Source organism: Arthrobacter sp. YAF34 (assembly GCF_052113245.1).
Classification (GTDB): domain Bacteria; phylum Actinomycetota; class Actinomycetes; order Actinomycetales; family Micrococcaceae; genus Arthrobacter.
Window position 1 is genome coordinate 290,715 of the sequence record NZ_JBFRCV010000001.1, and the last position, 12,822, is coordinate 303,536.

Sequence of the window (12,822 nt, forward strand, 5' to 3'; positions counted from 1 at the left end):
GCCGGCGTCGGGCTCAGCCCGGCTGCTGGACCGGCGCCTGAATACGAAGGAGGTTGCCCGCGGGATCGCGGAAGGCGCAGTCACGCACCCCGTACGCTTGGTCCGTCGGCTCCTGGACGACCTCGGCGCCGCTGGCCTGCAGCCGGTCGAAAGTGCCGTCGACGTCGCTGGTGGCCAGGAGGACGCGGGCGTAGGTGCCCTTGGCGATCATCTCGGCGATGGTGCGGCGTTCGTCCTCGGTGATGCCCGGGTCCGCAGCCGGCGGCTCCAGGACAATGGATGTGCCCGGCTGGCCTGCGGGCCCGACCGTGATCCAGCGCATCCCGCCGTATCCGACGTCGTTGCGGACCTCGAAGCCGAGGACGTCGCGGTAGAAGGCGAGGGAGGCGTCGGGGTCGTTGTGGGGAAGGAAACTCGCGTGAATTGTGATGTCCATGACGATCATGCTAGCTGCGGCTCGGGGGCCGGCGCTTCTCGATTCCTGACCGGTCTGGTGACTTGTTTCGCCACGCACGACGGCATCCCCGCGGTCGTGCGCGCCGCCTGGCGGTAGACGCTCGGCGGCACACCCACCAGCTCCGTGAAGCGGCTGCTGAAGGTGCCCAGCGACAGGCAGCCGACCGCGAAGCAAACCTCGGTGACGCTGAGGTCGCCGAGCCGCAGCAACGCCATGGCGCGCTCGATGCGCCGCGTCATCAGGTAGCTGTAGGGAGACTCGCCGTACGCCACGCGAAACTCGCGGCTGAGGTGTCCGGCCGACATGTGCGCGCCCCGGGCAAGTGCCTCGACGTTCAGGGGCTGCGCGTATTCCCTGTCGATCCGGTCCCGGACGCGGCGCAACCGCGCGAGGTCGCGCAGGTGCTGCTGGACCCTTGGCTCTGGGTCCGGCAGCCGTGGCTCCGGTAGCGGTGAATCCGGGACGGGCAAGGTGGTCACATGTGAGATCGTGCTACGCCGCGCCGGAGTTGTCCAGTGCAGCTGACGTGCCCGAATCTGCGGCCAATCCATTGTCTTTGGCGGCGGCCTCATTGAGAATGAACCATGACGGTCTACCTGAGGTCCCTGGAAACTGCTGTCCCGCCAACCATTTTGGTCCAGCCTGAGGCAAGGGCCGTGTTCGCCGCCCAGCCGGGCCTGACGCGGCTCGGCTCCCGGCTCGTCAGCACCTGCTTTGACTCCGCCGCCATCGATACCCGGCACACGGCGGTCCGGGAACTCACCACGGACAGCCGGGCGCAAGATCCCCAGTTCTTCGACCCCGCGACCGGACTGCTGCTCAGCCCGAGCACCAAGGTCCGGAACGACATCTTCGCGACGGAAGCCACCAAGCTCTTCATCGAAGCCGCCCAGAAGGCCTTGGATACCTGTCCGGGCATCGACGTCCCGGATGTCACCCACCTGATCACCGTTTCCTGCACCGGATTCTTCAACCCGGGCCCGGATTACAAGATCGTCCGGGCGCTCGGCCTGAACCCTGCCGTTCAGCGGTACCACCTGGGATTCATGGGCTGCTACGCCGCTTTTCCGGCGCTCCGGGCCGCGAAGTCCTTTTGCGAGGCAGATCCAGAGGCCGTGGTGCTGGTGGTCTGCGCCGAACTGTGCTCGCTGCACGTCCGGACCTCCAATGATCCGGACACCATCATGGGCTCAGCCCTGTTTGCCGATGGCGCCGCCGCAGCCATCGTCACCGCCCGGGACATCCCCGGTGAACCCGCACTGCTGCGGTTGGACCACTTCGAAACCGTCCTGACGCCGGTTGGGGAGGAATCCATGGCCTGGAACATCGGTGACGAAGGTTTCGAGATGGTCCTGGGCAACTACGTCCCTCACATCATCGACGACCACATCATCGACGCCCTCGAGCCCCTGCTGTCACGTGACAGCTCGCTGCACGGGCTGCCCTACCGCGACATCCAACACTGGGCCATCCACCCGGGCGGCCGGAGCATCCTGGACAAGGTCCAGACCCGGCTGGATCTCAGCGACGAACAACTGGTGCCCGCCCGTGAAACTCTCCGAACATTCGGAAACATGAGCAGCGCCACCGTCTTGTTCGTCATCAAGCACATTCTGGACCTGCCGGCCGCCGAAGACGGGCAGGACAGCACGGGCGGCGGGGCCGGCGCCGAACGGATCTGTTCGATGGCGTTCGGCCCGGGCCTGACGGTGGAAACGGCGCTCTTCACCCGGCTGCAGGCACCGCGCGGCGCCACGGCCCCCCGGCAGGAACAGTCCTCCACGGACACGGAGACCCCCGGCGCCGGTGCTGGCGCGGGTGCGGTACGGGCGCAGCCGGTACCGGTGCGGACCTGAAAGGGGCCATGCTGAAACCGTTCAGCGCCACGCCGTTCAGCACTGGACGGCTCCGCGCTGCCCTGCTGCGGGACCGTGCCTCAGACGCCGTCGAGGAGATGGACCTTCCCGGCTGCGATCCCGACCGCCTGGAACGCACCTATGCCCAGTTCGCGCTCGTCAACCGTGCGGTTGCCGGCTGGCGGGGCATCTATCGGACCCGGGTGCGGCCGCGGCTGTCCAGGGACACCCCCACATCCATGCTGGACATCGGCTGCGGCGGCGGAGACGTTCCGGTGCTGCTCGCCCGGTGGGCCGCCCGCGACGGACTGCGCCTCGAGGTCACCGCCATTGACCCCGATCCGCGGGCCATCCTGTTCGCCAGGGGCCGCCACGCGTCTGCGGGGGTCACGTTCCGCCAGGTGGCTGCCGCGGATCTGCTTGCAGAGGGCCGCCGGTACGACCTGGTGGTGTCCAACCACGTGCTGCACCACCTTGACGCGCTGCAGGAATTCCTCGCCGAGTCGGCGCAGCTGGCCAGCGGAGCCGTGGTCCACAACGACATCCGCCGCAGTCCTGCCGCCTACGGGTTCTTTTTTGCGGCCTCCTGGATGTTTACCGGCTCTTACATCCGTCAGGACGGGTTGACCTCGATCCGGCGCAGCTACACCGCCGCGGAGCTGGCCGACGCCGCTCCCCGGGGATGGACGGTGACCCGGCACACTCCGTTCCGGAACGTGCTGGAGCTGGACCCCGCATCCGGGGCTCGCCCGGAAGGGCCTGCGCCCCGTGGCTGACGTGCTGATCATCGGCGCCGGCCCGGTGGGACTGTTCATGGCTGCGCTGCTGCTGCAGGCAGGCGTGGACGTGCAGACCGTGGAGCAGCGGAGCGCCCCGGAACCGCATTCGCGGGCCATCGGCATCCATCCTCCGGCGCTTGCTGCCCTGGCCCGGGCCGGCGTGGGCGAGGCCCTGGTTGGCGAGGGCGTGCGGATCCGCCGCGGGGTTGCCCTGGCCGGCGGGAAGAGGCTTGCCGAGATGTCCTTCGCCGGCGTCTCGGACTGTTTTCCGTTCATCCTGTCCCACCCCCAGGGCCGCACGGAGGCTCTGCTGGAACGGCGCGTCAACGGGCTCAAGGCGGGCGCCGTGCACCGCGCCGTCCGCCTTACCGGACTGTCCGACGACGGCGGACAGGTCACGGTGGACGCCGTTGGCCCCTGCGGCGCGGTCCGTTATGCCGCGCCGCTGGTCATAGCGGCCGACGGCGTGCGCTCCTCGGTGCGGGCCTTGCAGGGCATCGGCGTGCGCGGCAAGGACTACCCCGACAGCTACGTCATGGGCGACTTTGCCGACGGGACTGGTTTCGGTGCGGACGCCGCGCTGTTCCTGGCCGGTGACGGCATCGTGGAATCGTTCCCGCTGCCCGGTCAGCTCCGCCGCTGGGTGGTCCGGCTGGGTGCCCGCGACGCCGCCGGCCTCACAGCGGACGGTGGCGACTGCGCCGCGTGGTTCACGCAGTGCGTCCGAGGCCGGACGGGATTCGAGATCGACCCCGGGACCAACAGCATGCTCAGCAGCTTTGGGGTTCGGACCCGACTGGCCTCCCGCATGGTGGCTGGCCGGGTGATCATGATCGGGGATGCTGCCCACGAGGTCAGCCCCATCGGCGGGCAAGGCATGAACCTGGGCTGGCTGGATGCAGAGGCCCTGGCGCCGATCGTCACGGCCGCGCTGGGCGGTGAGGACGTGGCGGGTTCCCTCCGGATTTTTGAACGGACCCGGCTGAGGGCGGCGGCCAAGGCCGCACGCCAGGCGGAAATCAACATGGCCCTGGGCCGGCCCCTCGCGGACCGCCGCCTGGCGCTCCGAAACCGTGGCATCGCGGGCGTCGCTGCGGTCCCGTTCGTGAATTCCCTGATCGCCCGCCGCTTCACCATGCATTAGGGGCGTCGGCCGCGGGGGCGCGTCACCGGGAGTCTGCACGTAAAGTGCAGAAAACCCCAGGCGGGCCCGCTCCCCCGCCTCGGAATAGACTGTGCGCATGGACGGCCTTCCTGTGACGCGCCGGCGCCCCACAGTCTTACGCACTCTGTGCGGCGTTGCGGCGGCTGTGACCGTGCTCGGCGCTGCAGGGTCCTGCAGCGCGGGTAGTAGTGGCGACTCGACCGGCACGGCGTCCGCGCCGTCCGCGGGTGCCGGGCCGGTGACCGCTGAAATCAGTCAGTTTCGCGACAACTACAGCAAGCGGATCATCGAAATCCAGCTCACCAACACCACCAGCCGCGCCCTGACGGTCCTCGGCGCGGAACTGACCAGCCCGCTCTTCGCAGGACCCGTCACGTGGCCCGGGAGCGCCGGCGGGATCGAGCTTCCGCCCGGGCAGGCGAAGAGCCTGCCGGCACCGCTGCCCGCACCGGATTGCAGCAGTCCGGCCACCACCAGCGTCGGACCGGGAGATGCATCCGGCCAGGCCGGTCCAACATTCGTCTCCCTCCGCCTGGTGACGCCGGAAGGTACCGCGCCGCCGACGTCGGCCGCCCCAATCCCGGCTGCAGACCCGTTCGGCGTCCTGGCGCGGAACAACGCCGAGATGTGCGTGGCGCTGGAGGCCGCGAAGGTGGCCACGATCAGAATGGCTCCGGAACTGGAGGTCTCCGCTGACGGTCGGACCGCCGTCGTGCGTTTGTTGATGACACCGCGCCCGAAACCGCGCGATGGCGGCGGCGCAGCGGACGCCGGCGCGACGGGTCTGGTGATAGACAGGATTGAGGAAACCACCCTACTGGCCGAGTCCCCGGTCGCCCCATGGCCCCGGGGGGTCACGCTCCGGCCCGGCGAACCACCCTCGGAACTGAGGCTCGGGATCCGGCCCGCCCGTTGCGATCCGCACGCCGTAGCTGAGGACAAGGTGGGCACACTGCTTCCGCTGCAGGTCCGGGTGGCGGGACGGCAGGGCGTGCTGAAGATCGACTCCGGCGACAAACTTCGCGTCCGGATCTACGAATTTGTTACAACGGCTTGCGGTCGCCAGTAGTCTGAGGGCATGTCCATTGATGCCAGGCCCACCGACTTCAGCACTGCCCGGATTCGCGAGACCGTTCAGGAGATTCTGCGGGCCGGTATCCTTCCGCCGATTGTGCAGGCGGGGCATCCGGTCCTCCGGCACGTGGCAGCGCCGTTCGACGGCCAGCTGAGCGACTCCGAACTCGGTCACCTCATCGACCTCATGCGCAGTGTGATGCACAAGGCCCCCGGCGTCGGCCTGGCGGCCCCGCAGCTGGGAATTCCAATTCAACTCGCCGTCCTGGAGGACCAGTTCGCCGTCGATCCCGAGGTAGCTGCGGTCCGCGGGCGCGAGCCGTTGCCGTTCTTTGCCATGCTCAACCCGAGGTATCAGCCCATCGGCACCGGCACTGCGGCGTTCTACGAAGGCTGCCTCTCCATTGGCGGCCTGCAGGCGGCGGTGCTACGCCCGGAATCGGTCCGGCTCGACTTCACGGCGCCGGATGGGACGGACCTTCAGCGGTCCTTCTCCGGATGGCAGGCACGGATTGTTCAGCATGAGACCGACCATCTGCATGGCATCTTGTTCCTTGACCGGGCCGAGCTGCGCTCCATCAGCAACAATGCCGAATACGCCTCGCGCTGGGCCCAGCCGGACATCAGCCGCGCCCGGCAGGAACTTGGGTTCCTGCCGGACCCGGCGGAGGACTAAGGCCGCTCTGCCGGATTCCCTGCGGATGGCAGGTAACGTGCCCACCACTTGAGGATTTCATCGAACCGCTGCTTGCGGTGGTGCGGTGTGCCCGAGCGTGACAGCTCATGGTTCTCCCCCGGGAAGACCAGGAACCCGGTCTCGACGCCGAGCTGCTTGAGCGCGGTGAAGTACCGCTGGCCCTGCTCGACGGGACACCGGAGGTCCTCCTCGCTGTGGATCACCAGCGCCGGCGTCGAGACGTTGTGCACACGGGCCATGGGGCTTTGGGCCGCCATCTGTTCCGCCGACGAGCCGGTGTATTCGCCGCCGAAGAACCAGCCGATATCAGACGAGCCGGTGAAGCTCACGGGGTCCAGGAATCCGCGCTCGACTATGGCCGCCCGGAAGCGGTGGTCGTGACTGATGGTCCACGCCGTCAGGTAGCCGCCGTAGGATCCGCCCATGATGCCAACATTGTCGGCGTCCAGTTCCTCGAACTTCGCCACGGCCCCGTCCAGGAACGCGAGGACGTCCTGCATGTCCACGGTCCCCATGCGCTCCTTGATGGAGCGCCCGTGATCCTGGCCGTAGCCGGCCGAACCGCGCGGATTGCACATGAGCACGGCATAACCGGCCCCGACGTAGACCTGGGCCTCGTCGAACAAGGCCACGGTGAACTGGGCAAACGGCCCGCCGTGGATGTTCAGCAACACCGGGTGGGGGCCGGCCCCGGCCGGCCGCACGAGCCACCCATGGACCGGGTAGCCGTCGGCCGAGGGGAACGTCAGCTCCTCCGGCTCGGTGATACCGGCGACGCTCCGCAGCGGTGCGGAGAAATCCGTGAGGCGGCGCAGCTGCCCGCCGTCGAGCACGGCAACATCCCCGGCCGTGGACGCGTCGCTGAAACTCACCACGAGCGAGGGCCCGGCGGCTGCGGCGCCGGTCGCCACCCGGCTCCCCTCCAGGTGGACTGAATGGGCGCCGGCCGCGCCGAATTCGTGGAGTTCCACGGTTCCCCGCGCATTGTTTAGGACCAGGGCGCCAGCCGCACCGCGCAGCTCGATCCGGCTGCCGCCGGACAGGTCCAGGGTCTCGACGTCGCTCAGCGCCGTGGCGTCGCCGCCGGTGGCCGGCATGGCATACAGGGCGGTATTGCGCGCAACGAAGTCCCGGCCGGAGGCGCCCAGATCCTGAGCCAGGAAGAACAGCCACTGCCCGTCGGCGGACTGGCGCACGGCGCTGACGGTCTGCCGTCCGGTATTGGCCGGCACGACCGCCTGCGGCTCCCCGCCGGCGGTCGGGATCGAGTAGATCCCGCTCACGAGATCCGAGTCGTGCTCCTCGTGGAGGGCTGCGGTGAAATAAACGGTGCCGCCGTCGGCGCTAAAGCTGGCGCCGTTGTGGTCGGTGGCCCCGGTGGTGAGCTGCTTGGCGGCCGGCAGCAGACCGGCTGCGGATTCCGCGGGAGCGGGGGCGCCGCCGCGGGCCATCAAGGCGCGTCCGGTCGGGGCCACGCGCGGTTCGGCGTCAAGCGGCGGCACCTCGACGAGGAACAGCTGCAGGGGCTTGTCGGCGATATAGCCCAGACCGTTCATCCGGTACTGGAAACCGGTGATCAGCCGGGCGTCTTCGCCGCCGGCAGCGACGCCGTCGATGCTGCCGTACCGGCCCTCCTCGGGCACCCTGGCACTGAAGACGATGCTCCGGGAATCCGGCGCCCAGGCGAAGGAACTGACCCCCAGGGGAGCCGCCGTTATCGGCTGGGGTTCGCCGCCGGCCGCTTCCACCACATGGAGCTGCGGCTTTCCGCCCGCGGCGGCGCGCAGGAATCCGAGGACCTGGCCGTCCGGCGAAAAGTCCGGCGCGGTGTCACGGAAACCCCGCGTCAGCCGGCGGGGCCGCCGGCCCGGATCCATGGGGTACTGATCCGTCGCTTCACCGCCCAAGGGGACGGTCCACAACTGCCCCACGTAGGCGTCGGCATCGAAATCAGGGCGGATCACCGACACCACGGCGCGGGACCCGTCAGGGTGCACGGCGGGGGCGGAAACGGAATTGAGCAGCGGCAGATGTTCAGATTTCACGTTTGCGAGCCTAGCCCGTGGTGCGCCGCCTGTGAAACACCTCACGTCCCCGGAGCGGCGCGGCAACGCACACCGGCGGCGGCCGAGCGAAGGCACGCCCGGGCGCCGAGGCCAGCTTCAGTCCCGCGCGCCGGGCCCGGTATCCGCGTTTAGGATGAAGGTATGCCTCCCGCCACCGATCTTTCCCTGCTGTGCCCGGTGTGCCGGAACAGCCTTCGGCCCGGCGACGGCGGCACACGGACCCTCGAATGCGGCGCAGGCCACCACTTCGATGCGGCTAAGCAGGGGTACTTCAATTTCCTGGTGGGCAAGGGCACCGTTTTTGAGGCGGACACCGCAGACATGGTGGCGGCGCGCTTCGATTTCCTCTCCGCAGGGCACTATCAGCTGCTGGCCGATGCCGTTGCGGAACTGGCCGCGCCGGCACTCTTATCAATGCCCGGCAAGCGGCCCGCGGTACTGGACGCCGGAACAGGTACCGGCCACTACCTCAGGGCCGTGCTGGACCGTGTCCAACAGAACCGTCTCCGGCCGCAGGCCGGCGAGCCAGGCGAAGCGCCTGAGGGTTCTGCGCCGGAGCCTGTTCCGGTGCAGGCAATCGGACTGGATATTTCCAAGTTCGCCCTGCGCCGCGCCGCCAGAATGAACCCGGACGCGGTGAATGTGGTCGGAGATGTCTGGCAGCCGCTGCCAGTCGCGGACAACGCCGTCGACGTCGTGACGGTGGTCTTTGCGCCCCGCAACGCGCCCGAGTTTGCCCGGGTGCTTCGCCCCGGCGGTCGCTTGGTGGTGGTTACGCCACGGCCCGGCCATTTGGAGGAGATAGCCGGGCAGGCCGGGCTGCTGGGCATCGAACCGGCCAAGGACGAACGGCTAGCGATGTCGCTGGGCCAGCACTTCACTCCCGCCTTGTCCGTGTCCCGGAACCTGGACCTCGCGTTGTTCCTGAACCCCCGCGACGTCGCCAACCTCGCACTCATGGGACCGGCGGGCCACCACCTGGACCGCGCCGCACTGGCGGTCCTCGAGGCGGGTCTGCCCGCGCGGACCGCCGTCTCGGCGCGGTTCCGGATCAGCGTCTTTGAACCGATGCCCCCGTCCGGCCGCTAGTCCGCCGCTAGTCCCGGGCCCCAGAGCCGCCTACCGACCCCTATCGAACCCCGGAACCAGGGGGTGCGTGACGTCGGTTGCTGCGCCCCCACTGGCCCGCGGAAGCCCCTCGCATGGCCCGGGATTCAACCGGACACGTAACGACTTGGCCACTTTGCCGATGAATTTCCGGCGGCAGGCCCCACCGTTTGCCGTTCCGCTTAGGATGGAAACACAGTTACTGGGGATCTGTGCCTTCCGCTCCCGGAACTCAAGGGGGAATTGATGTCTGAATGGCTGGTTGAGAATTGGTGGGCGCTCTGGCTCACGCTCTTTCTCCTGTTTGCCGTGGTCGAGATGATCACCCTGGACCTGTTCTTCATCATGCTTGGGGGCGGCGCCCTCGCCGGACTCGTGGCGGACTTCGCCGGCGCGGATCTGTGGCTGCAAATCATTGCCTTTTGCGTGGTGTCCCTGCTCATGATCGGCTTCGTCCGGCCCGTTGCTCTCAAGCACCTCCATAAGGGGCCGGCGGACCGGCGCAGCAACGTCGAACGGCTCATTGGCGAATCCGCCCTCGTGATGGAGGCCGTGAGCGAGAGCGGCGGCCTCGTCAAGATTGGCGGCGACGTCTGGAGCGCCCGGTCCGAATCGGGAGTGCTGGCGCCCGGTCAGCAGGCCGTGGTCAGCGCCATCGACGGTGCCACCGCAATTGTGGCCCAGCAGCCGGAGCCGACCATCCAATAAAAGCCGGCAGAACTTCCTGCGGGCAGGAAAGCACTAAACCGCCGACCCTCCGCAGCGAAACCAAAAACAAAACAACCTGGGGAATAGGTGATGTATGGATATCGCAGTCGCAATTGTGCTGCTGGTACTTATTGTGTTCGTCATTATTGTGCTGGTCCGATCCGTCCGGATCATTCCGCAGGCCCGGGCCGGTGTTGTTGAACGGCTGGGTAAATACCAGCGCACCCTGAATCCCGGCCTCACCCTCCTCATCCCGTTCGTGGACCGCTTGCTGCCCCTGCTGGATCTGCGTGAGCAGGTGGTTTCGTTCCCGCCGCAGCCCGTTATCACCGAGGACAACCTGGTGGTTTCGATCGACACCGTGGTCTACTTCCAGGTCACCGATGCCCGGGCCGCGACGTACGAGATCGCCAATTACATCCAGGCCGTGGAACAGCTCACGACGACGACGCTCCGCAACGTCGTCGGCGGACTCAACCTCGAGGAAGCGCTGACGTCGCGCGACCAGATCAACGGCCAGCTCCGCGGGGTCCTGGACGAAGCGACCGGACGCTGGGGCATCCGTGTCTCCCGGGTTGAGCTCAAGGCGATCGATCCGCCGCACTCGATCCAGGATTCGATGGAAAAGCAGATGCGGGCCGAACGTGACCGCCGTGCCGCCATCCTGACCGCGGAAGGCACTAAGCAGTCCGCCATCCTCACCGCCGAAGGCCAGCGCCAGTCCTCCATCCTGAAAGCCGAGGGCGACGCCAAAGCCGCGATCCTGCGCGCCGACGGCGAGGCCCAGGCCATCCAGAAGGTCTTCGACGCCATCCACAAGGGCAACCCGGACCCCAAGCTGCTGGCCTACCAGTACCTCCAGACCCTCCCGAAGATCGCCGAGGGCACCTCGAACAAGCTGTGGATCATCCCCAGCGAGGTGGGCGAGGCACTAAAGGGGATCGGCAGCGTCCTGGGTGCCGGTACGCAACAGCAGGCGGCGTCGACGTCGGAGGTCACTCCGCAGTCATCCCCCAATGGCGCCGAAAACCCGGGGAGCCGGCTTTAGGCCTCCGTACGCAATTCCCGCAGGCCCGCCAGCTTTTGTGGCGCTCCAGCGCGTAGTCGATGCGCGATTCCTGCCGTCCCGGTACCCGCTTTACCTCAGGCACACCACTCACGTATACTTGAATATTTGTCCGGCCGGTTCAGCCGACCGGAACAAAAACGCTTCGCACAGCGTTGATTCCATTGACGTGCCAAACAGTTTTTTGTTCACTGGTGGCTGTCATCTGGCCCCGGAACACGGGCCAGTCACAGGGCAGCGCAGTGCAACCAGATATCCGGCGCCTGACGGTCCCCGGATAACGCAGGGCTGGACCCTGCGAACCGAATAGAGGGAGAAAAGATGAGCGATCGCAGCCTGCGGGGTATGCGCCTTGGCGCACAGAGCATGGAGACCGAATCCGGCGTCGAACCGGCTCCGCGCCAGCGGGTTGAATACCGTTGCGAGGACGGCGAGCAGGTGTTCGTGACGTTCTCCTCGGAAGCCGAAATCCCCCCGGTTTGGGTTTCGAAGACGGGCAAAGAGGCCTTGCTTGTCGACGGCGAACGCCCCGTCAACAGCAACGAAAAGGCAGTGCGCACCCACTGGGACATGCTGCTGGAACGCCGCAGCCTCCCGGAGCTTGAGCAGATCCTCGAAGACCGCCTCACGATCCTGCGCGAACGCCGCGGCGAACGCCGCTCGGCCTAAGCGGCCAGCGAACCAGCTGGCAGCGCCAGCTAAAAGGGACCGGACCCGCAGTGAACTGCGGGTCCGGTCCCTTTTTATGTGCGTCGCCTTGCGGTCCGGCGCCGTGCCGGGCTGCTAGGCCTCTTTCTTGCCCCGGAGTTTGTTCCAGCGGGCCGTCAGGCCCCATTTGGTGACGTTGATCATGGCTTCCACTACGATGTTGCCGCTCATCTTCGACGCACCGAGCTCACGTTCGACAAACGTGATGGGACGCTCCACGATTGTCAGGCCGAGCTTGGCCACCCGCCAGGCCAGGTCCACCTGGAAGCCGTAGCCGACCGAGTCCACCGCATCCAGGTTCAGCTTCTCCAGAGTCGTCCGGCGGAAGGCGCGGAACCCCCCGGTGACGTCCTTGATCTTCACGCCCAGCATGATGCGGGCGTAGGTGCTGCCGACCCGGCTGATGGCCTGCCGGTAGAGCGGCCAGTTGACGACGCTGCCGCCGGGGACCCAGCGTGACCCCATGGCGAGGTCCGCGCCCTGTTCAACGGCCTCGATCAGCTGCGGCAGCTGCTCGGGCTGGTGCGAGCCGTCGGCGTCCATCTCCACAAGGATGTCGTAGCCGGCGTCCAGGCCCCACTTGAAGCCCGCGATGTACGCGGCGCCGAGCCCGGCCTTGCCGGCCCGGTGCAGGATGTGGACCTGGCTGTCTTCGGCGGCCATGCGATCCGCCAGCGCTCCTGTGCCGTCCGGGCTGTTGTCGTCGACAACCAGCACATCGGAGGCAGGCACGGCTGTGCGCAGGCGACCGAGGGTCTTGGGCAACGATTCCAGCTCGTTGTAGGTGGGGATGATGGTGAGGACACGCACAGCGAGGCCTTTCCTTGAAGGGAGCGGTCGGTACGCCGGCAGAGAATCGTCGTAGACTTCCAGGCGCAACTTCCCATTATAGGGAGTCGCGCGGCCGTGCCGGTTCGCCGGGCCCCGCCGGGCAGGTCCACTCGCCTCGGGCCAGTTCCGGCAGGCCCCGAATTGGGGCGCCGGAACCGTTTTCTGCTGCGAAGTGGACCCGCCCCCTCGGGGCGCCCGTGGCCATGACCAGAAAAGCTCCCGCGGGTGCGGCAACCTGGAATGTACCTGGGACTGCCGGAGCCTGCGCCGTACGCAACCCTCCGTTGAACCTCAATGCTACGGGGGCA

Annotated in this window: 13 protein-coding genes; 9 read left to right on the forward strand and 4 right to left on the reverse strand. The window is 67.7% G+C overall.

The window, feature by feature from the left end; translation table 11 throughout:
* Window positions 1-13 precede the first annotated feature (13 nt).
* Both AB4Y72_RS01395 and AB4Y72_RS01400 read right to left on the reverse strand, forming a co-directional pair.
* Window positions 14-436: a VOC family protein gene (locus AB4Y72_RS01395; protein WP_441424386.1), complete on the reverse strand. Its 423-nt coding sequence runs from the start codon at window positions 434-436 to the stop codon at window positions 14-16.
* A 5-nt stretch (window positions 437-441) separates the two neighbouring features.
* Complete coding sequence (locus tag AB4Y72_RS01400) at window positions 442-936, reverse strand: helix-turn-helix transcriptional regulator (protein WP_441424387.1); 495 nt, start codon at window positions 934-936, stop codon at window positions 442-444.
* A gap of 105 nt (window positions 937-1,041) precedes the next feature.
* Here AB4Y72_RS01400 and AB4Y72_RS01405 point away from each other — a divergent pair, with 105 nt between their 5' ends.
* The 5 genes from AB4Y72_RS01405 to AB4Y72_RS01425 all read left to right on the forward strand — a co-directional run bounded on the left by AB4Y72_RS01405 (window position 1,042) and on the right by AB4Y72_RS01425 (window position 6,007).
* On the forward strand, window positions 1,042-2,313 hold the full coding sequence (locus AB4Y72_RS01405; protein ID WP_441424388.1) for a type III polyketide synthase: 1,272 nt from the start codon (window positions 1,042-1,044) through the stop codon (window positions 2,311-2,313).
* Between the two features lie 8 nt (window positions 2,314-2,321).
* Window positions 2,322-3,089, forward strand: a complete 768-nt coding sequence (locus AB4Y72_RS01410; protein ID WP_441424389.1) for a class I SAM-dependent methyltransferase — start codon at window positions 2,322-2,324, stop codon at window positions 3,087-3,089.
* On the forward strand, window positions 3,082-4,236 hold the full coding sequence (locus tag AB4Y72_RS01415; protein WP_441424390.1) for an FAD-dependent oxidoreductase: 1,155 nt from the start codon (window positions 3,082-3,084) through the stop codon (window positions 4,234-4,236). The genes AB4Y72_RS01410 and AB4Y72_RS01415 overlap by 8 nt, the downstream gene beginning before the upstream one ends.
* Window positions 4,237-4,333: 97 nt before the next feature.
* Window positions 4,334-5,326 carry a hypothetical protein gene (locus tag AB4Y72_RS01420; RefSeq protein WP_441424391.1) on the forward strand — a complete coding sequence of 331 codons (993 nt, stop codon included), beginning with the start codon at window positions 4,334-4,336 and terminating at the stop codon, window positions 5,324-5,326.
* Between the two features lie 9 nt (window positions 5,327-5,335).
* Window positions 5,336-6,007 (forward strand): peptide deformylase, encoded by a 672-nt coding sequence (locus tag AB4Y72_RS01425; protein WP_441424392.1) that lies wholly within the window; start codon window positions 5,336-5,338, stop codon window positions 6,005-6,007.
* On the opposite strand, the gene AB4Y72_RS01430 is transcribed toward AB4Y72_RS01425, so the two are convergent.
* On the reverse strand, window positions 6,004-8,073 hold the full coding sequence (locus AB4Y72_RS01430; protein ID WP_441424393.1) for a S9 family peptidase: 2,070 nt from the start codon (window positions 8,071-8,073) through the stop codon (window positions 6,004-6,006). The genes AB4Y72_RS01425 and AB4Y72_RS01430 overlap by 4 nt on opposite strands.
* Window positions 8,074-8,235: 162 nt before the next feature.
* Between AB4Y72_RS01430 and AB4Y72_RS01435 the strand changes: the two genes are divergently transcribed.
* The 4 genes from AB4Y72_RS01435 to AB4Y72_RS01450 all read left to right on the forward strand — a co-directional run bounded on the left by AB4Y72_RS01435 (window position 8,236) and on the right by AB4Y72_RS01450 (window position 11,644).
* A complete protein-coding gene (locus AB4Y72_RS01435) occupies window positions 8,236-9,183 on the forward strand; it encodes a putative RNA methyltransferase (RefSeq protein WP_441424394.1) in 948 nt (315 codons plus the stop codon).
* Between the two features lie 264 nt (window positions 9,184-9,447).
* On the forward strand, window positions 9,448-9,909 hold the full coding sequence (locus AB4Y72_RS01440) for an NfeD family protein (RefSeq protein WP_441424395.1): 462 nt from the start codon (window positions 9,448-9,450) through the stop codon (window positions 9,907-9,909).
* Window positions 9,910-10,003: 94 nt separating this feature from the next.
* Window positions 10,004-10,957 (forward strand): SPFH domain-containing protein, encoded by a 954-nt coding sequence (locus tag AB4Y72_RS01445; protein ID WP_441424396.1) that lies wholly within the window; start codon window positions 10,004-10,006, stop codon window positions 10,955-10,957.
* A 339-nt stretch (window positions 10,958-11,296) separates the two neighbouring features.
* Complete coding sequence (locus tag AB4Y72_RS01450) at window positions 11,297-11,644, forward strand: RNA polymerase-binding protein RbpA (protein ID WP_026266329.1); 348 nt, start codon at window positions 11,297-11,299, stop codon at window positions 11,642-11,644.
* A gap of 114 nt (window positions 11,645-11,758) precedes the next feature.
* Here the strand turns inward: AB4Y72_RS01450 and AB4Y72_RS01455 are convergent, their stop codons facing one another.
* A complete protein-coding gene (locus AB4Y72_RS01455; RefSeq protein ID WP_441424397.1) occupies window positions 11,759-12,493 on the reverse strand; it encodes a polyprenol monophosphomannose synthase in 735 nt (244 codons plus the stop codon).
* Window positions 12,494-12,822 lie beyond the last annotated feature (329 nt).